The following is a 22814-nucleotide window of genomic DNA, read 5'->3' as shown; positions in this document are numbered from 1 at the left end:
TCACAGAAACCAACGAATCGGTAGACGCGAGTTGGACAACCTTCGGCCCGCTGTGTACCGATGATGCTGTTGTTGATCTGGATATCTTAGTGACTGGCGAAGCCAATGGTGTGTTCACCGGCAACGGTGTCAGCGGCACACATCCTAATTACAACTTTACACCAAGTACGGGCGCAGGTCTTTACACGATCACCTACACGGTGAGCAATGGCAGTGGCTGTACCGCAGTAGAATCACAGACGATAGAAGTATTTGGTCCGGTAAGCGCGGCATTGAATGATGTTCATTTAGCTTGCCTGGTGCAGCCGGGTGGAAGTATTTCACTGAGTAGCTTGTTTACTCCTGGAACTACACCAGGTGGAACATTCACTTTAGGCACGGCTACCGGTAACGCTGTGATTAGCGGTCAAGCTTTGGTTTACCAAGAACCTGGTTGCTATGAAATCACTTATACCGTAAGTGCCTTTTCGGGTGCTGACGCCACCTGTACAGACGAAGCTACCGCTTACATTTTGATCAGTGAGCAGCCTCAGCCAAGCTTCGATATTCAAGACCAGGTGTGTTGGTCAGACGGAGATGATCCGATGACTCATATCTACAATCCGGTGGTGAATAGCCCGGTTTATACAGATGCGGTAACAAGGGTGTTTAGTGTACAAAGTGGCCCGGCTAGTTTGCTTAACGCAACAACAGGACAAATTCAGATAACTGGAATAGGAACAGTCGTTCTTCGACTTACCGAAACCATTACCTACGAGGTGTGTGGAACAACACCGACGGGCACTTGTGAGGAAATTTACGAAGTACAAATTACGGTGAGTGATGGTACGGCTCAGGACGCAAGCTTTACCGTAAGCGATCTATTCCCTTGTCTTGATGAAGTGGTGATGCTGACACCCACTGAAACGGGAGGACAGTTTACTGGAACAGGAGTTACCGACAACGGCAATGGAACGGGGGCAACCTTTAGTTTCAATACCTTGGGGATTTACTCCGTGACCTATACGCTGAACAACCCCAACGGTTGTAGCAATGTGTATACCGTAAATATTACGGTTCAGGATTTGCCTGCGGTGATTTCTTGTCCAGCGGATGTTGACCTGAGCTGTGACGATCCTTTGCCACTTGCGGCGACCAACATTACCGAGTTCATGGCTCTGGGCGGAACAGTGACGGATGATTGTGCCGATGCGGCTATGATCGCCAATTTTGTAATCAATGCCGTGGATCAAGGAAATGGCAATTCTGTTTGTCCGGATGACGGTATGAAGATCGTAACCAGAACCTATACGATTACCGATTTGGCGGGTAACGAAACTGTTTGTCAACAATTCTTTAATTATGCTGAAGATGCTAGCCCACCGTTAATTACAACGATGGCAATGGATGAAACAGTAGAATGTGATGGCAGTGGTAATGCTATGGAGTTAGCAAATTGGCTAGCTACGGTTGGTGGAGCTATTGCTACGGACAACGGAAGTTGTAGCACTGACCTAGAATTGACCTGGACCAACGAGCTATTGCAAACCGTGGAAATGTGTGGAGAAACGGTTACCTATACCTATCGCTTCACAGTAAGTGATTTGTGTGGTAATACCGCAAGTACCGATGCTAACTTCATCATCGAAGATACGACTGACCCTGTGATTACAATGGAAGCAGAAGACCTTACGATCACTTGTATGGATGGTGATATTCTGACTCCCGAATTACTGGAATGGCTGGATGCTAATGGCAATGCTACCGCAACGGATGATTGTGGCAACCTGACCTGGACCAATGATCTCGACCTAGCAGAGGCAGCAGCCTTGTGTGCGACAGGCGGTGTTATTCCGGTAACCTTTACGGTAACGGATGAATGTGGCAACGATATTACCACCGAAGCCGACCTAATTATTACTCAAATTTCTTCTCTCGGTGTAGCGAAGCGAGTAGTGAGCCTGGTGAATAATCCTGATGGGTCTGCGACAATTACTTACGAATTCAATGTAGAGAACTTTGGTACCGTTGATCTAGATAGTCTACAAGTGACCGATAATCTTTTCGAGACCTTCCCTGCTCCTTGTGCTATTACCAACGTGATTATCACCAGTGATGATTATTTGGTTAATGTGAACTTCAACGGACTCACTGATGTCAATTTACTACTAGGGTCAGATGTTTTACAAGCAGAGGATAAAGGTTCTATTCTATTGACCATTACCGTTGGTGCTTGTGGCATCAACAACGGTCCTTTTGTCAATTATGCAGAGGCCGATGCCGTACAAGGTGATGGTACCCACATCACAGATACCTCCAATTGGGGCGTAGACCCTGACCCTGATGGCAACGGAGTGCCTGATGAAGAAAGTGGTACGCCTGTAACGTTTGAAGAAGTAGTTAATCTAGGTGTAGCGAAAGACTTGATTTTTGCACAAATTAATCCAGATGGTAGCTACGATGTTACCTACGAGTTTAATATCCAAAACTTCGGAACGGTCAACTTTACAGGCTTGCGTTTGCAGGATAACCTGAGAGCTACTTTCCCGGAAACTTGTGAAATTGAAGTTACGTTTCTCACTTCTGGAGAATTTGATACCAATAATGACTTTTACGATGGGGTCAATGATATTGAGTTATTGACGGGAACGGACATCTTGGAACCCGGCGAAGATGGTTCCGTCAACCTCAGTTTACATATCACAAACTGTGGTGGTGACCTTGGGCCGTTTTTCAATAATGCAACTTTAAGTGGTATCGCCCCCGATGGAATGACGTATTTTGATGCTTCGGTCGATGGTACTCAGCCTGACCCCAACGGAGACAATAACCCTAATGAATTCTCTCCTACCGTGGTAGATTTTGAGGAAAATCCTTTCCTTGGTGTTGCCAAACGAGTTAGTGAAGGGCCTACTTTACGTGCCGACGGTTATTTCGAAATTACCTACGAAGTGCGTGTTCAAAACTTTGGAGATGTCAACCTGGAAGTGTTGGGCGTTTACGATAACCTCGCTCAAACCTTTGCCGGTGCCACCGACTGGATGCTGATCGGTATTGAAAGTGAAGAATTTGCGGTAAATATCAACTACAATGGTATCGATGAATTGAACCTCATTGAGCCTGGTGATATCCTGATTCCTAATGAAGAAGGAGCGATTTACATTACGGTGAAGGTTGCCCCTGGTGGTTTTCCTGGGCCATACCTGAATACGGTTTTTGGTAATTCTATTTCTCCTTTCGGAACCATCGCCAATGATGACTCACAAGATGGTAGTGACCCTGATTTAGATGGTGATGGTGATCCTACCAACGATGAGGAAGAAACACCAGTAACACTTGATTGCTTCGTAGGCATCATTTGCCCAGCGGTGACGGATACCATCATTGTAGACAATGACCTGGGTTGGTGCCAAGCGGCAGTCAATTTCCCACCTGCGGAGATTGTCACCTGTGCTGGTGTGCCTGATAGCTTGATTGAATTCAAACTACTTGGCGATGGTGCAATGGATACCGCTCTGGACACATGGATCGCTGGACAACCTAGTGGTCTGATGTACAATGTCGGACTTACGGAAGTACTGATTCGTACCAGTGTGCCTTCCTTGCCTATGTTGGGCTATTCCGATACTTGCTCCTTCTTTATTCGTGTCAACGACAAGGAAGTACCAGCGATCCTTTGTCAGGATATTACGGTTCCGGTGGGTAGCAATTGTGAATACGTGCTTACACCCGATCGCCTTGATGCGGGAAGTACCGATAACTGTACTGACCCTGCCGATCTGATTTACGAAATCAGCTTGGACAACACAACTTATACCGATGAATTGACCTTTGGCTTGGATGACTTACTGATGTCGCCCATCACGGTGTACTTACGAGTGACGGATGAGTATGGCAACTTCAGCATTTGTACCAATGAAGTCAATCTCGTTGATGATACCGCTCCACAGATTGTATGTCCGGAAGATCGCGATATTCCTGCTGATGAAAACCTCTGTGTAGGAATCATTCCTGACCTGATGGCCGAAATGACCATCGATAACTGTGCGCCAATTGACACTGTCTTCCAAGTGCCAGCCGCTGGGTTGCTCTTCGGAACAGCAGATGGCGATATGATCACGGTGGTCTTGACCGTCGTCGATATCAACGGTAATACGGATACCTGTGGTGTTGTGTTGACTTTGATCGACGAAACACCGCCAACCTTCCTCAATTGTCCTGCACCAAATGTGGTGCTGACCAGCTTGCCTGGCTTATGTAGCAATTTTGCCAACTTCAGTTTGCCGGAAGCCATAGACAACTGTGGCATTGGCGTAGTGGTAACCCAAACAGACAACACTGGCCTGACGAGTGGTGATATGTTCCCCGTAGGGACAACGATCCTTGAGTTTACGGCTACTGACCCAGCTGGAAATACCACCGTATGTACCCGGAAAGTGATTATCAACGACAACGATGATCCTACTGCCATTATCGGCGATGGTTGCCCAGCGGATATGACCGTTAATGTGAGCCCGAGCGAATGTGGCGCGTTTGTCAGCAATATCTCGCCTCGCTTCCAGGATAATTGTGATGAAAACCTATCTACTGTTTACCGTTTGGTAGATGGAATGGGGAACACAATCACAGACGGTCTGGCTGATGCCAGTGGCGAGTTCTTTATGCTGGGTACCACTACGGTGGAATACCTCGCGCAAGACCAACCACTGCTGCTGATCACCGAAATGACGCATGATCTGCAAGCGACGGTAGGAGGCACGGAACCTGTTCCTGCCTTTATTACCAGTGGCACACCTGACGGTGATTTTCTCGAAATTACCAACTTTGGCCCTGCCAGCATGGATGTGAGTTGTCTCGGCATCGAACGTCATCATGCGGGAGGTAGCGAAAGTATAGCTTTACCTCGCTTCACGGTATTGGCACCAGGCGAAGTGATCACCATTCACTTTGGTGACGGAACAGACGATCAAGTCAACGGCTTCTTTAATGTTGCCGGAGCGATCAACCTTACTCCTGGAGAAGGAGCAGCCTATGTGATTAGTCACAGCGGAACGGTGCTTGATGTTGCCGTACTTGGAAACTTCAATCCTGTAGGCTTGGGTACTTTAGCGACGGTTAGTAGTGCCGACTGGAGTGGACAGGTCAATGGTGCCCTCAGTGGTGCGATACGTACCTTCGTTTGGGATACCAATACGGCGGACGATTTTGTGGCAGCAGCCGTTTGTGGTAACACTACCATCGGTAGCCTCAACCCTCAATTGCCACAGCCTACCGATAACGGTGGTTTGACTTCCCTGCAGTCACAATTACCAAATACCATCAGCTGTACCTTTACGGTAACAGTTGGCGATAACGAATTCCCACGTTGTGGTGCGGAAGGCGAAGCTCTGGTTTACAATAACTTCAATGGCGGACAATTTTTCGCCGGCGATTGTATAGAAAGCACTTTATTGGTCACCGACTTTGGCCTTCTGGCGGATGTGAACCTTCACTTTGCCGGAACGACCAACGCATTTGGTAATTTAGACGTAAGTCTGATAAGCCCGAACGGTACAGAAATTGATCTGGCGAGTGCCATCTGTGGTACCGCACCAGGTTGGGATATTACTTTCGATAGTGATTCCATTCCTTCGATTCTTTCAGCTTGTAATTTATTGGGAGCTGGCGAAGAATTATCACCTGTAAATAGCTTGGAGCAATTCGTTGGACAAACTGCCAATGGCACTTGGACCTTGCGTTTGGGGCACAATGGTAGTCTGAATCAAGATCCGATCACCTTGGAAGGATGGTCACTTGAACTACGTTTGCAAACAAGCTACGACCAGCCTGATATTACAATAGCCAACGATCCTGGCGAATGCAGTGCTTTGATTGAATGGCGTCATCCGATTTTCTTCGATAATTGCCCTGACGGTACGATTCAGCAAATGATCGTTTCGGAAGACGGTGTATTGTTGAGCAATGGTCAGTTAGCAGTAAGCAACTGGGGCGCCCTGACGACGTTTAACTTCCCCGTTGGGACAACGAGCGTAAACTATACGCTCACCGACGCGGCTGGTAATGTCACCGAATGTGGTTTCCAGGTTACCGTCAATGACGAAGAACCTCCAATGGTAGTTTGTCCAGACGATGTGATTATTCAACTTGGCCCCGGAGAATGTGAGTCTGCTTATACGCCGCTGGATTTGGATATAACCGATAACTGTGGAGAGTATACCATAGTGGCCACACCGCCGTTCAATACCCTGTTGCCCATCGGAGAAACGATGGTGACCGTCGTGGTTACGGATGCTGCGGGTAATCCGGTGACCTGTACTTACACGGTTACGGTGTTGGAGTACATTCCCGTAGATCCGTCGATGGCTTGTATTGAGCAGATCAACGTGTCGCTTGGTCCTGATTGTACACAGGAAATCACGGCAGAGATGATTCTTACGGGTAACAATTATTACTGTTATGAAAACTACGAGCTGACCTTGCTGGATGCTCCTGAAGGTAATCCTTTACTGTCTTCACCTTTCGTAACCGATGAACATATTGGTCAAACGGTAGTGGTGGAAATTTGTGATTTGGTCAACAATGTATGTTGTTGGGGTTACGTCAATGTAGGCTTCTACGAGGCACCGACCTTTGAATGCCCGGCAGATACAACGCTGAGTTGTATTGAGTTGACAACGCCTGAATTCACAGGTGAGCCCGTATTACTTTCCTGTGCATTGGGCGGAGCAGATATCTCTTACCAGGATTTGGTGCAGGAAAACGGCACTTGTGCCGACACGATCCTGATTATTGATCGTACCTGGACGGTAGCAGATGCCTCAGGCAATAGCACCAGTTGTGTGCAGCATATCGTGGTGGAGACTTTCGATCTGGAAGAAATTGTCTTCCCCGCAGATCGTGATGGGGTGAGCCTTGCAGCGCTTAGTTGTTCGGACGTAGCCGCGAATCCAATGTTGACCCATCCGGATTCTACGGGTTACCCAACGTTGGACGGAAGTACGGATGTCTTCGGTGTCAATAACTGTAGTGCATCTTACTTGTATACGGATGAAGTTTACAATATCTGTGCAGGCAGCTACGAAATCTTGCGTACCTGGAAGGTGCGTAATACCTGTTTGCCTGTCGTAGTAGGGGAGAACCCTCGCGAGCACATACAGTTAATTCGTGTACTGGACCAGGAAGACCCACAGGTGGCTTGTCCTGATGATTTGATTATCAGTACCAGTCCGCTTACCTGCACGGCTTACTATCCTATTCCTGCGCCCTTGATGATGAATGATGGTTGTTCCAATACCACTTACACCGTTTCGGTCAGTGGAGGAGCACTTACTTTTGAGAATGGCACTTACACCTTGAGCAACTTGGCCCCTGGTACTTATACGATTACTTATCGCGTCAGCGATGAATGTAATCGCCGTACCACTTGTAGTTATGATGTGACGGTAGAAGACCTGATCGAACCTACAGCCGCTTGTGATGATCTATTGCAAATCAGCTTGGGCGGCCAAGGAGTTGCTCGCATCACTGCCGAAGATTTAGACGAAGGTAGCCACGATGCCTGTGGACCAGTAAGCTTGGCGATACGTCGTGAGTTTACACGCGATCCAGAGGATTGTAGCGAAGTGACTGATTACTTCTCTCCATGGGACGAGGAGCAATTCTTCAGCTGCTGTGACCTCAATGAAACAGTACTGCTGGAACTACTGGTGACGGACTTGCAAGGCAATACCAATACCTGTTGGTTGGAGGTGTTGATCGAAGACAAACTGGCTCCGTTCTGTACGGCTCCTCTGGATCAGACGGTCACTTGTGTGGAATGGCCATTGCTCTTTAGCGGTGATATAGAAGATGCTTACGCAAATGATTTTGCCGCAACATCACTGATGATGAATGACCTCTTTGGTGGCCCAACGGGTATTGACAATTGTAGCGTTGATACGCTGGTAGAACGTGCCCCGAATATCCAGATCAACGATTGTGGATGGGGAACCATTACACGTCGTTTTGCGGCATGGCAATGGAACGGAGATGCCAACGGTAATGGTGCTATAGACATTGATGAAGTACTGTCTTCTGTGAATACTTGTAGTCAAATCATCACGATAGAGGAAGTTCATGATTATGCGATTTCGTTCCCTGCGGATGGTGATGCTGCTTGCACGGACGGAACGGTAAGTTGGGATGAGGTAGAAGTCTTCGCTAACGGTTGCGATGTACTGGTCGTAAATATCGGTGAGCCGGAAATCTACCCAGCTTCGGCAGACGAATGCTACAAACTGCGCATTCCTTACACCATCATCAACTGGTGCGTGTGGGACGGTGAAGTACCAGCGGCAAACCTTTCGCGTGATGAAGACAATGACAATGAACCTGGCGAGGCCTTCTGGGTCTATCGTCGAGGCGAAAACAGTCAAGCTGTAATTGATACAGACAACGATGATACCAACGGTAATATTCGTGAGTTGCTGGATCGTGGCCACTGGAAGTATTATCAGTTTGTAAAAGTATACGACAACACGGCTCCGGTCATCGAAGACAGTGGTGCCTTGGAGTTCTGCGCAACGCCCGCTTGTGATACTTTGGTAACGCTAAGCCTCAGTATCACCGATGATTGTGGCCTCAACGGCTTACAAATTATTTCGGTGGAAACCGATAACAATGCTGTAGATGCCAACGGAAATGGGGTGATAGAGTCGAATGAGTTCTTTACGGATATCATTGTTACCGATCAGTCGGTTTATGATGGTGCAGGAAGCCTTACTTACAGCGGTGTTCATCCTATCGGTATACACGCATTACGGGTGGTACTGACGGATGGTTGTGGCAATACGGTGAGCCATTACACCACCTTCCAGGTCAATGATTGTGTGGCTACGGCCCCGATCTGTTTGAACGGATTGACAGTAACGTTGATGCCTACCCCCGAGGGCGATTGTGCGGCGGCTATTTGGGCAACTGACTACCTGGGCAGTCCGGTAGAGGATTGTTCCGGCCCGCTGCAATATGCTATTTACCGGGCAACGGAGGTAGAAGCAGCTGGAGAAGGCTTTGTGCCTGACCCTGCTCGTACTGGCCTTGTACTCACCTCTGCTGATGAAGAAACGACAGTACTCTACATCTATGCGATTGATGCGGCTGGTAATTTTGAATATTGTGAAACCTACGTATTGGTACAGTTAGGCGACCCATCCTGTTCAAGCGGTGAAAATGCGACGATTGCCGGGGTGATAATGACAGAAGATGCGGAACCCGTAGCTACTATAGAGGTGAATTTGAGTGGAGGTAACACCTCTACGATGACGACCGGAAATGATGGCGCCTACGCTTTTGTTAGTCTCGAAGCTGGGCAGGATTATTCGGTGACACCGTACTCCAATGCGAATCCGCTGAATGGCGTTTCTACCTTCGATATTATCCTGATCAGTAAGCATATTTTGGCGGTACAGCCGCTGAACAGTCTTTACAAGCGGATTGCGGCAGATGTAAACCATTCGGGTACGATTACGACTTTGGATTTGATCCAGTTGCGTAAGTTGATACTGAATATCACGACCGAGTTTCCTAACAACACCAGTTGGCGATTTGTCGATCAGGATTACGTTTTCCCAGAGCCTACTAACCCTTGGATGGAGGTCTTCCCAGAGTTGATCAGCATCAACAATATCAGTACTATCATCAATGATGCCGACTTCGTAGCCGTAAAAATCGGTGATGTGAATGGCAGTGCGCAGGCGAATGCGCTGAGTAGCGATGATCGTACCCTGGAGGAAGAGCTGCAATTGGAAATCGAAAATGCCGATTTGCTGCAAGGAAATGTTTACACCATTGCAGTGATGGCAGGAACGGCGACAGGCATGAGCGGTTTTCAAGGGACGCTACAGCTGGAAGACTTGGAACTCATCACCATTGAGCACACGCTGACTTCTGCGGCGAACTTTGGTTTGCAGGATGCTGAAAATGGATGGGTGACTATGTCTTGGAACCAAAGAGAAGGTCATCCGGACTTGTTGCCAACGGATGTGCTCTTTAGCTTGGTGGTACGCGCGATGTCTGATCAACGCCTGAGTGATGGCTTACAAATCAGTAGTCGCTATACGGTAGCAGAGTCTTACCGCGTCGATATGATACATGATTTGGGCCTCCAATTTGTGGACAGTAGCTGGCCGAGAGCAGAGTTTGCGCTGTACCAGAATACGCCGAACCCTTTCCAGGGTGAGTCGATGATAGGATTCTACCTGCCGGAAGCATTGGAAGCTACACTTACGGTGCAAGATGTTAGCGGACGAATTATCTTGCTGCTAAAGAAAGACTGTACTGAAGGCTACCATGATTTCAAACTCACCAAGCAACAATTACAAGGCTATACCGGTGTGTTGAGCTACACCTTGCAAGCCGGTGATTATCAGGCGAGTAAAACGATGATTGTGGTGAAGTAAAGAATTGTGAAACGAAGTGGAATACCCCAGGCTTTGGTCAAAGTCTGGGGTGTTCTTTTTTAAAATGTGTTATATTTAAAAATTGAAGCTTTCTCTTTACTTTAAACATAATCCTATGACACGTTTCTCTCTACTGATTGCCGCGATTTTGCTGGTGAGTATGCTCCATGCACAAGACTGTCCAACCCTCACTTGTGCGCCTGTTACTTATACGCCTTACCCAACGGAAACGGGGGAATGCAGGTGGCCGATTCCAGCCAGTCATTTTATCACCAGCGATTTAGCGACCTGCCCTGGCCCGGTAAGTCTGGCCATTTATAGTACAGATGAAATAGCGGCGGCTGGCGAAGGGTTTACGCCGGAGTTTACCGGGCGCGATACTTTCTGGTACGAATATCCTGATGGTGAAGAAACTACTGTCGTTCAGGTATTTCTTCAGGACGGCACAGGCGCCGTGCAAGTATGTGAAACCTATCTATTGATTCAGATGGGGGTAGCGATAGAATGCTATCCACAGGGTGATCCTATTATAGGCAATATCCGGACGGAAAATGACGAACCTGTAGCAAATGTACAGATTGATATTACGGGAACCATCCAGGAAAGTTTTGCCACCAATGGAGATGGGCGCTTTCTTTATCCCTTCTTTTCTTTTGCCGACAGCCTAGTGGTTACCCCTTCACGTGATGATAACCCATTGAATGGCGTGAGTACTTTTGATGTGGTATTAATGACCAAGCATATTTTGGGTACCCAGCCATTAGGCAGTCCTTACCGCATGGTTGCCGCCGATGTCAATCAGTCTGGGACGATCACCATTCTTGATATTATCCAGATTCGGAAATTGATCTTAGGGGTTTATGGCAGTTTTCCGAATGCGCCCTCCTGGCGATTTGTACCAGCGGCCTACTTGTTTCCTGCTCCGACCAACCCTTGGCAGGAGACTTTTCCAGAAATGATTATTTTCGATGATTTAGAAGAAAACGACGTTATTTCGGGCGACTTTATCGGCATCAAAATGGGCGATGTGAATGGCAGTGCGCAGGGGAATTAGTGCTTGCTGCACTGGTTTTAGTTCAAGCTAGGGTTTTCTCGGATCACCAAGTGCGTAAGGCGGAGCCTTTAAGCCCGAGGCCCGGAGGGACTAAGGACGAGGTGGTGTAGTGGTAGTGCGTAGCAAAGTGAAGCACTAGGAACGGAAGAACCGGTAGCCAGCGCAGCGCAGCTACGGCCCATATTGAAATGTCATTTCGCAAAATGTAGGATCAGTAATTTCGCCGACCCCTAAAATGAGCGTTTTAAGTTTGACAGGGCACTAGTTGGAGTTATTCCACGAACGCAGTGTAAATGCATGAATGTATTTATACGAATGGCACAGTGCTGCACCCTTACCCTCGCCTACGTTCCAACAGAATCATCATCATCAAGCCCAGCATGATGCGATCATCATCATCGTTATCCATGGGCCCTATTTTTTCGAGAAGAAACTCTTTGCCCCAAAAGGAAGCCTGCTTGGATAGCCTGACAATCGCTTGCCCGCTTTTATTGGTAACGAGATAGGAGGGGTTGAAAAAATAGCCGGTAAGCATTCCTAGAATTGGAATTTCACCCAGCATAGAATCCATCACTTTGATCCAACCACTCTCTTCCCTGACGTGGTATTGGATTTGTTGGTGCTGGTCAATGATTTCGTACTCTGCTTTCCATATCGACCGCCATCCTTTACGGGCTATTTTACCAAATTCTTGTCCACCTTGGTCAAAGAAACTATAGGCCGCTGAGAAATCTATCCATTGATCAGCCTTGATGCTATAGTTGAGTTTGGTTCTGCTTTCGTCACTAAAGATCTGGATGTCTTCCTTGAATTTAAACATCTTTTGCCTTACATAAGCTACGATATTACCGCCGGCGTCGGTTGCCGTAAAATCATTAGATAAAGTAGTGATCTTAAAGGTGAACTTGAGTGGGAATTTAAGTACTTGCATTGTCTGGGTTTAGTGGTACGAGTTGATTTTTCTTAGCTAAAGTTACGGCTTGAAATGGTACTAAACAATCTTTAAGCTGCAAGCAGCCTTCTGAGTGATTTAACCCACGGATTCCATTCTGATTTCTTTTGAATATTGCACAGTTGATTCTCGATTTTATCAAAAGCATCTTCAAGTAATGCATCATGTAGCCACCTGATGGCGAAAACCCAAGCAAGTGTTCCCAGCCCTTTAGTTTTCATTTTAATCGTGTGCTTGATTTCCGTCTTAGATTCACTCAAGGTCACTATTTCGAATTTGTGCCTTCCGTTGAAACCATTGGGTTTTTGAAACTCAAACTCAACAAACTCCTCGGGGTTATAGTCGACCACAATGTATCTTATTGGTCCATGCCCACCTTCGGAGTTTATGGTTAATCCATTTTTGAATTTCATAGGAGGCCACTTTTCCCAGGGCCACATTTTATCGTCTTTTTGAGAAAGTGTAGCGAACAAGTTCAAGATCTCCCCTTTGGGCTTGTTTATTTCCCTTGTATGGATATTTAGTACGTTCATTTTTAATGCTTTACAAGCACCTAATCTCTAATCTCCCAGCTCACTAGCTTCAATTTGCTCTTTTCGAGCTGTTCCCAAGTGCCATTAAAATCATCTCGACGTTGCTGTAGAATGAACTGGCTATCGTAGGTGCCTGGTTGGTAAACGCCCAGGAAGTAACTACCCTCCTTGGCGTTGAAACGCTCAAAATCTACAAGGCGTACTTTGCTGCGTTGGCGCTGCCACAGGTCTTTATTGAAAGTATCTTCGTCGGAATTGATATAGACGTAATTGCGTACCGGAATGAGGGAGTAGTGATAAATGGCGAGGTAGTTGGCCGTGCCACTGGGGGTCAGGTAAACTTCTACTTCCTGAAGATAAAACTGTTGTTTAGCCATGTCCTCCGTTCTGGTGCGCAGACTTTCAGGGCTGTCCAGCTTCCAGATTTTGTGTGGAGTATCGGTTTCATTTTTATACCAAACGCCAATGTAGTGCGCATCTAGTTCGCTGATGGCGTAGGCCTGAACGTTGCTAAGGAGAAAGCCCGCTGCAGCCATCGCGCGTTTTGCTTTAACAAAATCAGCCCAACTATTGGTCTTGATCAAGGTATCCGGTAACGAACTCTCGGTATAGATGCCCCAGTAGCGGCGATCTTCGCCCTGGCCGGTCGTTTCTATATTAGTGAGGCGAAACCCCTTGGCGTTGAGGCTGTTGTTGTTGGCTACAAACTCCTCCCAATTTAGCTGTTCAGCGTATTCCATCGCGGCATCGGAGCCACGAAAAATACCACTCATTTGTTGTGCAGATAGGGACGTGCAGAGCAATGCCATGAAGGCAAATGATAAAAGGCGGTAAGGCATAGTAAGGTAAAGGATGGTTTATATTGGATTGACGTTCACTAAGGTCTGATTATTGTACGACTTTTTGTTATCCCAATAGAAATATCACGACAATCACCGTTCATTTTTAGTAATATTGACCAATGAAGGAGCTTGTACACAATGGTATTGATCATTTGCTAGACGCAAATTTCCCTTTGGTTAAATCATCCCGCTGGGGCTTGGTTACCAATGATGCCGCCCTGACGCTGGAAGGCCAGCCAACAAGAACCGCGTTGCTCAATCAGCAATATAACCTGCAATGTTTATACTCACCCGAGCACGGATTGTCGGCCCAAGGCGTAGATGGAGAAGCGCAGCGTCACCAGTTGGATCATCTCACGGGCTTGAAAGTCAATAGCCTTTACGGCCCCGGTTTTGGCCCTGAATTGGAGGAAGTAGATGCCGTTTTTTTTGATTTGCCGGATATCGGAGTGCGTTTTTATACTTATATCTGGACGCTTTCTCACCTGATGGAGGCTTGTTGTGCACAGGGCAAAAAACTGGTGGTACTGGATCGTATCAACCCATTAAGCGGTCAGCTGGCCTTGGCCGAAGGGCCACTGCTCGACGAAGAAGCATTGAGCTCTTTTATAGGCCGTTGGTCCATGCCTATTCGGCATTCCCTCACGGTGGGGGAGTTGGCCCGATATTGGCAAGCTACCCGCAATATGCAAAACCTCGACTTGGAGATCGTTCCTTGCAAAGGCTGGCAGCGCGACTTCTTTTTTTCAGATACGCAAATGCCATTTGTGGCACCATCACCGGCCATCAATAACCCCAAAACATTATTGACGTATCCGGCCCTGTGTTTTATGGAAGGTCTCAACCTCAACGAAGGAAGGGGCACCCCTTTCCCTTTTCAGCAATTTGGGGCTCCTTGGGTGGACGCTTCTTTTCTGGTGACACATTTGCAGAAATTACACTTGCCTGGCCTTGTTTTTGAGCGCGTAGCCTACACACCGATAGAAGGACGTTACCAAGGAGAGTCCTGCAATGGAGCCCTCCTCAAGGTGACTGATCCCGAAACGTATCGCCCTGTGACAACGGGTTTGGCCATCATCGCTACCCTCTGGCAGCTTTATGCCCACCACATCAAAGAGCATACTTATCCCACTCACGCCAATCCTTCAGGCACGGGGCATTTGGCACTGTTGTTAGGCAATGAGGAGCTTGTCCAAGGCTTACAACAACAACCGGAAAGTATTTTGCAAAATCTAAACCATTGGACCAATACGGGGAATTGGCAACAGCAGGTAGCACCGTATTTGTTGTACTAAATGACAGGGGAAGCATTTATTGATTTTTATGGGCCATGCCATCTCCCGTCCCGATTAGAAAAGTCGGGACGGGATCGGCACCGGGTCATTCGTTCCTACCTCCGGTACCACTGCTGCCCCTTGTCCTTGCGCCGTCCCGGCACCGAGCTTCGGCCTGCTGGCCTGCGCACCGTATTTAAAGTCAGAAGTGGCCCCCGAAGGGATGCCTATGGCAAAGTCGGAATTATTTTCCGCACCCCGCACCCCGCACCCCGCACCCCGCACCCCGCACCCCGCACCCCGCCACCCCTACAAGAATGCTGGCTGACAATATCGCCCATCGCAAGAGAGAAAAAGAAAGAATGCTTGTTAAGTCACGATATCCTTCTTAGTTTTAGGTTTGCTAAAAGTGGACGATGTTATGAAAAAACTGTACTTCTTTTTCCTGTTGGTGTTCAGCCTCACGCTGGGTGCACAAAATACCGTAGGCTTACTTTCTTACCAGCCTACGGAGACCTTTGCTGGCTACAATTTGATCTACCCACATAATCAACCGAATGTCTATCTCATCGACAATTGTGGAGAGGTGGTACACGTGTGGGAGGATGAACCGGATTGGCGCCCTGGCAATACGGCCTACCTCTTGGACGATGGTCGCCTGGTGAAGACCAAACGGCAAGCTTCTGTTGCAGGCAACCCTATTTGGGCAGGTGGCGGTGGCGCCATTGTAGAGATACGCTCCTGGGATAATGAGCTACTATGGAGCTTTGAACGCAACGACGAAAACAACCGCCTCCACCATGATATCGCCATGACACCCCAAGGGACAATCCTCATGATCGTTTGGGAAAAGAAAACGATGGAAGAAGCGATGGCCATTGGTCGTAGCCCCTTCCTGCTGAGTGACGGCGAACTATGGCCTGATTATGTGATAGAAGTAGACCCCACCACGGATGAGATCGTCTGGGAATGGCACGTTTGGGACCACCTCGTGCAGGACATTGTACCCGAGTTGTCGAATTTTGATGCTGTAGGGAGTCGCCCGGAACGCGTTAATGTCAATTGGGAAACCAATGATAGTGGCGCCGACTGGATGCACACCAATTCTATTGATTTTGATCCACTCAATAATCAGGTTATCCTATCAGTACCTACCTTTCACGAGTTTTGGATCATCGATCATTCTACATCAACGGAACAGGCAGCAACCTCCAACGGTGGCTTGAGCGGCCGTGGCGGAGACCTGATGTACCGTTGGGGCAATCCTGCTGCTTACCAACAAGGCACAGAAGCAGACCAAAAGCTATTCTATCAACATGACGTACACATAATAGACGACCTTTTACCTGTCACGCACCCTTACTATGGAAAAATGGCATTGTTCAACAATCGTGTCGGTGCTGATTTTTCTACGGCTAATGTGCTGAGCTTGAATTTCGATATGTACGCCGGCGAATATCCTATGACAGGCAGTACCTGGGGCCCAAGTGAATTTGATGTGGTACTTCAGCACCCAGAGCCCACCCAATTGTATTCTACGGGCTTGTCGAGCATTCAGTTTTTGCCCAATGGCAATGCCCTGATCATGGATGGCCGTCATGGCTACGCCTTTGAGCTATCGCCAGGAAATGAAGTGGTTTGGGAGTACCTGGTGCCTCTAGCGGGAGGCCAACCCGCGACACAAGGAGATATCCTGGAAATCAATAATAACCTCACTTTTCGGATGACGCGCTATCCGCTGGATTATGGAGCCTTCACCGATCGTGACTTGACAGGGGAGGTTTGGATAGAGCAATCACCAGATTCTACCTTCTGTGATTTTATCCTCCCTACCAATGAATTGATGACGAATTACCAATTGGAAATCTACCCCAACCCCACCAATGGCCAGCTGACCATCGAATGGGAAGGTGGCATGATGATTGAGCTACGCCTGCTGGACCTGCTGGGCCGTACCGTCTACCAAAGCAAAGAAAGCGGTGGCCGCTGTTATTTGTCTGCGGCAGACTGGCATGCAGGGATGTACATTGTACAAATCAATGGTGTGTCGGTAAGTAAGGTGGTGGTGAGGTAATTAGTGACCCAAAGCCTGCTTAAAATCCCCAATAATATCCTCAATATTCTCCAGGCCGACGCTGATACGTAGCAACCCTGGGGTGATCCCCACAGCTTGCCTTTCCGCCTCCGTAAGCTTGGAGTGCGTTGTCGAAGTAGGATGCGTAACAATGGTACGGGTGTCCCCCAAATTGGAAGAGCGGCTGCACACTTCCAGCTTGTTGACCAGCGCCAAAGCCGCGTCCATCCCTCCGGCGAGGGTACAGGTGACAATACCGCCACCTAATCGCATTTGCTTTTTAGCGAGCTCATGCTGGGGGTGCGAAGGGAGAAACGGGTAGCTTACTGCGGCTACGCCAGACTGCTGTTGCAACCATTCCGCCAGGGCGAGGGCTTGCCGACAGTGGGCATCCATCCGTACGGTGAGTGTTTCCAGACTCTTGGACATCAGCCAGGCATTGAAAGGAGAAAGCGCCGGCCCCGTATGGCGACAGAAGAAGATGACCTCATCCATCAAGGCTTGGTTACCCAAAATGACCCCACCGAGCGAGCGCCCCTGCCCGTCGATCCATTTCGTAGCGGAGTGCATCACCAGATGGGCACCGAACTCTATGGGCCTTTGTAAATAAGGTGTGGCAAAACAGTTGTCGACCATCAGGATGAGCTGGTGCTTCTCGGCAAACTTCCCGGCGGCTTCCAGATCCACCAGCGCCAGTCCCGGATTGGAGGGCGTTTCCAGTAGGAGTATACGGGTATTCTCTTGCACGGCAGCGTCCCAGTTTTGGGGCTCGTCGGGCTCAACGTAGCTGTAACTTACGCCCCAACGCGGCATCAGGCTGGTAAGAATCTGGTGCGTAGATCCAAAAACTGCCCGCGTAGCGAGGATGTGGTCACCAGAACGTACCAGTGCCATCAGTGCACTAAAGACCGCTGACATACCCGATGCCGTAGCAAAACCAGCTTCTGCACCTTCCAGTAAACACATCTTGTGAATGAATTCGTCGACACTCGGATTGTTATAGCGGGAATAGATGATCCCTTCCTCTTCACCTGCAAAGGTGTCGCGCATCTGCTCGGCACTGGGGAAAGTAAAGCTGGAAGTAAGGAACAGTGGGGTACTATGCTCCCGGTAGTGGGTCGTATCCATTTGGCCGCGAACGGCCTTGGTAGAGAATCCTTTTTCGTTAGACATGTGGTTCGCACTTTTAGTGACGGCCCAAAGGTACAAACAGTTGTGTTCTCTTGATTTATAACTTAACCAACCGTTGGGTTGTACTCACTAGCCCATCCTGATAAACTTGGAGGATGTAAGTACCTGCGGCTAAATCACCTAAACTCAGAGAATAATTAGGAGCGGATACGATGGCTTCTTGCTTAATCACCTGACCGTGAAGGTTCGTGATTTTTAAAATAGGGTTGGATACCTGGTCGTTGATGCCGCTGCCAGTAGGTAAACTTAAGGTGAGTTGATCACTAAATGGGTTGGGATAAACCACCACCGTAGCCGAGCCATCTCCAAATTGTGCGCTGGCAATATCACTGTACTCAAATGCACCGTCGTAGTCAACCTGCTTGAGGCGGTAGTAGTTGATGCCAGCAGCAGGCTTTTCGTCAAGGAAGGTGTAATTCGAGAAATTATTGGTGGTGCCATTGCCATCGATTTTCCCCAAGCTAGAGAAGTTGCGGCCATCAATGCTGCGTTCTATTTGAAAATAGCCGTTGTTTTCTTCCTTGGCGGTTTGCCATTTGAGGAGTACACCTGCGCGGTCGGTTTCGGCAGTGAAGGAGGTGAACTCTACGGGGAGAAATGACACAGGTAAACTGCCAAAATCTAAATCACTGAACTCCGTTAGATCTCCGGGAATGTTAGAGCTGGAAGTCGTCCAGTTACTAGTATTGTTAAAGTTTGCTAGGGTAACCTCACTATCTCGTAGTCCAGGAGTGAAATTACCTCCATCAACATTTGAATTGTTGAATTCGAGAGAGATAAAATCTGTAGAGCAAGGGCAATCTACATCAAGTACTGGGTTGGGGTCACTAGTTCCATCACCTTCAATATATCCAAATATTTCATCAATGTTTGCTCCTGGATCAGATGTATTTGCGGATGTGTAAATCGAAAGACCATCGGAACCAGTTAAGCCAAAACTACCGTCGGTAAGGATGATGCCAACTCCAGAAGGACCATTGTCACTTATAGTAATCGTAAATACATCAGGTGAACTTTCTACCATTCTTATGAGTGTACCTTTCTGCCACGTTCCAGTCCAAGTTACTTGGACATTGTTTTCGTTAACAGAACCAATATCAGGAAAAGTGTTTGTAGTATTACTATAAGCTCTATCTGTTAAAAAGATATTTATAGTAGGAGGGATATCAACCAAGGCAACAAGTGTGAAGCCATCAGGGGTGTCCGAATTCCATCCACTAATTGCAACGGTTTGACCAATTAGATTTGAGGTTAAGGCTAAAAAAGAAATTACAAGAAATAAATTTTTCATTTGAATATAGTTTTAGGTTAAAAAGGTTACAGGCATACGTCTCCCTTCTCGCTAGCGACGCTGCAAGGAGGATACAAAACGCAGTAAGTCCTTGCTCCGGATAGTGGAACAAAGGACATTGTTGAAATCTATTTAAGGGGAGGAATGCGAATGCAAGATGAGCTGATCAAAGCAGCCCTAAAGGAGAGGATGAAACCGGGAGGCTGTACAGCCTCCCGGTTCAATGGTCAGATATTACGGTAAGGATTAATTAGTTTCTAGAAGGGAAAGTCCCTTGGGTAGAAATAATATAATTTATTGCCAGGAAAGGCATCCGATTTTCGTGATCTAGGTTACCGCCGGTATTGCCCATTTGAACACTAGCAGACAAATTGTGGCTTACACCGCCGAGTAATTCGGAAGGTTCTGCCGCAGCATTGTTGTAAATGTTAGCACCTGCTTCTCCGAGTACATTTCCTGCCGCTTCACCAGAGTTGGCAGTTTCCGTATTGGAAGCAATATTGACATTACCAGCAATGGTCCCTTGGGCATTATGGTTATGAGCGGGAATCTGTAGTATATTAAGTGTTACAGTTTCTTGTCCAGCCCGTACACCTTCCCGGTAGGTCGATAAACCAGGTCCGGTTCCTGATGAAATAGGACGTCTACCCCTGAGGTCAGGAAGTGCAAAAGTGGTTCGCCCATCGCCACCGTAAATGGTGCCTAAGATGGAAAAAAGGGCAGTATTCTGTGCGATAGACAGTAACTGTCCTTCACAGAGTGCCCAGCTACGAGGAGCAAAATTTCCGGCAAATATGCGGATTTCTCCTAAAAAGCCTTGTTGAGCCATGATATATAGCTTTTAGTGACAAAATATACGCTCTTTGCAGAGGTATAGTTTTGGCCAGGTTAAGAGAAATAATTTAGTTTCTTGACGGGAAGATACCTTGTAGCGCAATAATATAATATACAGCCAAGTAAGGTGACCTGTTTTCATGCGATTGGCTACCTCCGTTCATGCCAACTTGAACACTAGCAGACAAATTGTGACTTACACCGCCGAGTACTTCAGAAGGTTCTGCCGGAGAATTGTTGTAAATGTTAGCACCTGCTTCTCCGAGTACATTTCCTGCCGCTTCACCAGAGTTGGCAGTTTCTGTATTAGAAGCAACATTGACGTTACCAGCAATAGTCGCTTGGGCAACGTGGTTGTGAGCAGGAATCTGGTTGGTGTTGAGTGTTACGGTTTCTACACCAGCTCTTTGTCCAAGACGGTAAGTAGAAAGACCAGGACCTGTACCAGGGCCAATAGCTGTACGGCCGCGTAGGTCAGGCAGTGCGAAAGTCGTCCGTCCATCGCCACCGTAGGTAGTGCCTAGGATCGAAAATAAAGCTTGATTTTGAGAAATAGCTAGCAACTGTCCTTCACAGAAAGCCCAACTACGGGGTGCAAAATTACCGCCAAACATGCGGATTTCACCAATCATCGGTTCCATATGAATATGGTTTATAGGTTAAAGAAATATCTTACAATGGTGAAGTGCAATGACTTCACCAGGGGTGTTGTGTAAAAGCTTATTTAAGGGGAGAAAAACAGGAGCAATCCTATTTACAATGCCAATATAGTAATTATCCTGATAAAAGAACAAAAGTTGTAGCGAAGATATTTTATCAATGGATAAAGTATTTTTTGGATTTTGATGGCAGGTATAAGGTGTTTTAAACCGTTAGGTACATTCCCTTGTTTCTTTCTGGTAGTTGCCATCTGTTTTTAAACCTCCACTCCTTATTTTCATGAAAATTCTAGAGAAAACACCCGATTTGCTGAAGCAAATTGCTCAGATCGAAACCTTAAGTGGTTTATCACCCTCTGATTTGCAATGGATTGTCGACAAAAGTGAGTACATCTGCTATGAAGAAGGAGAAGAAATGTTTACTCCTGGCATGGAGGCCGAATACATGTTTTTGATATTAACAGGAGCTTACAAAATCCAGATGCCCCAAGGAGGAGAGTTTCGAGATTTAGGAGTGCAAGAAGCTCCTTGTATCACAGGTTTACTACCTTTTTCCCGGATGAAAATAATTAAGGCCCACGGAACGGTACTTGAGGGATTAACAGGTTTGCGTTTGCACAAAGATCATTTTATCGAGATGGTTAATGTCAGCTACGCGATGGTTCAGCGCCTGGTAGGGGCAATGTCTAATCGTATTCGAGATTTTACTCAGACGAGGCTACAGAGTGAAAAACTCATGAGTTTGGGAAAGCTGTCGGCAGGCCTGGCCCACGAGTTGAACAACCCTGCCTCTGCTATTGTCCGTAGTGTAGAAGAACTTTACTCGCAGCTGCACAATTCTCCGGAAGACTTCAAGGAGGTGATCACGATGAAGGTTACCCCAGAGGAAACAGACCGGATCAATGAGATCATCTTCCCAAAGATCGCTCAGCTTGGGCATTTCGAGGATTTGTCTTTGATGGAGCAAGAAAGCCGCAAAGATGACCTGATCGATTGGCTGGAAGATCACGAGGTGCAGCAGGCGGAAGACCTTGCAGATACTTTTGTGGAATTTGCTGTTTCGGAAGAAGACTTAGATCAAATTGCTGATGTTTTAGCGCCTGAAGCACTTGGCCCCGTTTTACGATGGGCACAGCGTGTTTTTAGTACAGAAAAAATTGTAGTGGAAATCAAAGAAGCTTCCGGACGTATAGCGGAATTGGTGAGTTCCATAAAATCCTATACCCACATGGATCAAACGTCGGGTATAGAAGCTCGCAATATCCACGAGGGAATTAAGAGTACCCTGATGATGCTGAAGCACAAATTGAAACAAAAGCAAATAGTGCTGGACAAAGACCTGGACCTGGATTTACCAATGGTGGAAATATTTCCGGGAGAACTTAATCAGGTGTGGACCAATATTATTGATAATGCTATTGATGCTATGCCTCAAAGCGGGCATTTGCATATCAAAACTTTTCGTAGGCGTGATAATGCTATTGTTGAAATAACGGATAGCGGGCACGGTATTCCGGAAGAGGTGATGAATCATATTTTTGATCCGTTTTTTACAACAAAAGGGGTCGGAGAGGGTACAGGCCTTGGGCTGGAAGTCTCTTACCGGATTATCGAAAAACATAAAGGAACTATCGACGTAAGCTCGGTGCCAGGTAAGACTACTTTCTCTGTGTGCTTACCGCTAAAACAATAAGC

General features: G+C 47.3%; 12 protein-coding genes. 5 read left to right on the top strand and 7 right to left on the bottom strand.

Features of this window, described 5'->3' with window-relative positions:
* Nucleotides 1–110 precede the first annotated feature (110 nt).
* The gene (locus A3EU_RS0107440) at nt 111–10415 is read left to right on the top strand and encodes an HYR domain-containing protein (protein ID WP_211213908.1); all 10305 of its coding nucleotides are present in this window, start codon (nt 111–113) and stop codon (nt 10413–10415) included.
* 115 nt (nt 10416–10530) lie between these two features.
* The gene (locus A3EU_RS0107435) at nt 10531–11469 is read left to right on the top strand and encodes a dockerin type I domain-containing protein (RefSeq protein ID WP_020535511.1); all 939 of its coding nucleotides are present in this window, start codon (nt 10531–10533) and stop codon (nt 11467–11469) included.
* 334 nt (nt 11470–11803) lie between these two features.
* Here A3EU_RS0107435 and A3EU_RS0107430 read toward each other — a convergent pair whose 3' ends face one another.
* From A3EU_RS0107430 to A3EU_RS0107420, 3 genes are all read right to left on the bottom strand, one after another.
* Nucleotides 11804–12400: an LURP-one-related family protein gene (locus A3EU_RS0107430; RefSeq protein ID WP_020535510.1), complete on the bottom strand. Its 597-nt coding sequence runs from the start codon at nt 12398–12400 to the stop codon at nt 11804–11806.
* Nucleotides 12401–12471: 71 nt separating this feature from the next.
* Complete coding sequence (locus tag A3EU_RS0107425) at nt 12472–12954, bottom strand: hypothetical protein (RefSeq protein ID WP_020535509.1); 483 nt, start codon at nt 12952–12954, stop codon at nt 12472–12474.
* Between the two features lie 20 nt (nt 12955–12974).
* Nucleotides 12975–13727, bottom strand: a complete 753-nt coding sequence (locus A3EU_RS0107420; RefSeq protein ID WP_026211274.1) for a hypothetical protein — start codon at nt 13725–13727, stop codon at nt 12975–12977.
* A gap of 188 nt (nt 13728–13915) precedes the next feature.
* On the opposite strand from A3EU_RS0107420, the gene A3EU_RS29710 reads away from it, so the two are divergent.
* Together A3EU_RS29710 and A3EU_RS29705 are read left to right on the top strand one after the other, a co-directional pair.
* Nucleotides 13916–15091: an exo-beta-N-acetylmuramidase NamZ family protein gene (locus A3EU_RS29710; RefSeq protein WP_020535507.1), complete on the top strand. Its 1176-nt coding sequence runs from the start codon at nt 13916–13918 to the stop codon at nt 15089–15091.
* Nucleotides 15092–15491: 400 nt separating this feature from the next.
* Nucleotides 15492–17144, top strand: a complete 1653-nt coding sequence (locus tag A3EU_RS29705) for an aryl-sulfate sulfotransferase (protein WP_020535506.1) — start codon at nt 15492–15494, stop codon at nt 17142–17144.
* Here the strand turns inward: A3EU_RS29705 and A3EU_RS0107405 are convergent, their stop codons facing one another.
* From A3EU_RS0107405 to A3EU_RS0107390, 4 genes are all read right to left on the bottom strand, one after another.
* Nucleotides 17145–18317, bottom strand: coding sequence for a trans-sulfuration enzyme family protein (locus tag A3EU_RS0107405; RefSeq protein WP_020535505.1), 1173 nt, complete (start codon nt 18315–18317; stop codon nt 17145–17147).
* 55 nt (nt 18318–18372) lie between these two features.
* Entirely contained in the window at nt 18373–19626 is a 1254-nt protein-coding gene (locus A3EU_RS0107400) for a T9SS type A sorting domain-containing protein (protein ID WP_020535504.1), read from the bottom strand.
* A 250-nt stretch (nt 19627–19876) separates the two neighbouring features.
* On the bottom strand, nt 19877–20455 hold the full coding sequence (locus A3EU_RS0107395) for a phage tail protein (RefSeq protein ID WP_020535503.1): 579 nt from the start codon (nt 20453–20455) through the stop codon (nt 19877–19879).
* 73 nt (nt 20456–20528) lie between these two features.
* Entirely contained in the window at nt 20529–21101 is a 573-nt protein-coding gene (locus A3EU_RS0107390) for a phage tail protein (RefSeq protein WP_020535502.1), read from the bottom strand.
* Between the two features lie 298 nt (nt 21102–21399).
* Between A3EU_RS0107390 and A3EU_RS0107385 the strand changes: the two genes are divergently transcribed.
* Nucleotides 21400–22812 (top strand): ATP-binding protein, encoded by a 1413-nt coding sequence (locus A3EU_RS0107385; RefSeq protein WP_020535501.1) that lies wholly within the window; start codon nt 21400–21402, stop codon nt 22810–22812.
* Nucleotides 22813–22814 lie beyond the last annotated feature (2 nt).

Source organism: Lewinella cohaerens DSM 23179 (assembly GCF_000379805.1).
Classification (GTDB): domain Bacteria; phylum Bacteroidota; class Bacteroidia; order Chitinophagales; family Saprospiraceae; genus Lewinella; species Lewinella cohaerens.
Note: the sequence above shows the minus strand (reverse complement) of the source record. Positions and strands in the feature narration are given on the sequence as shown.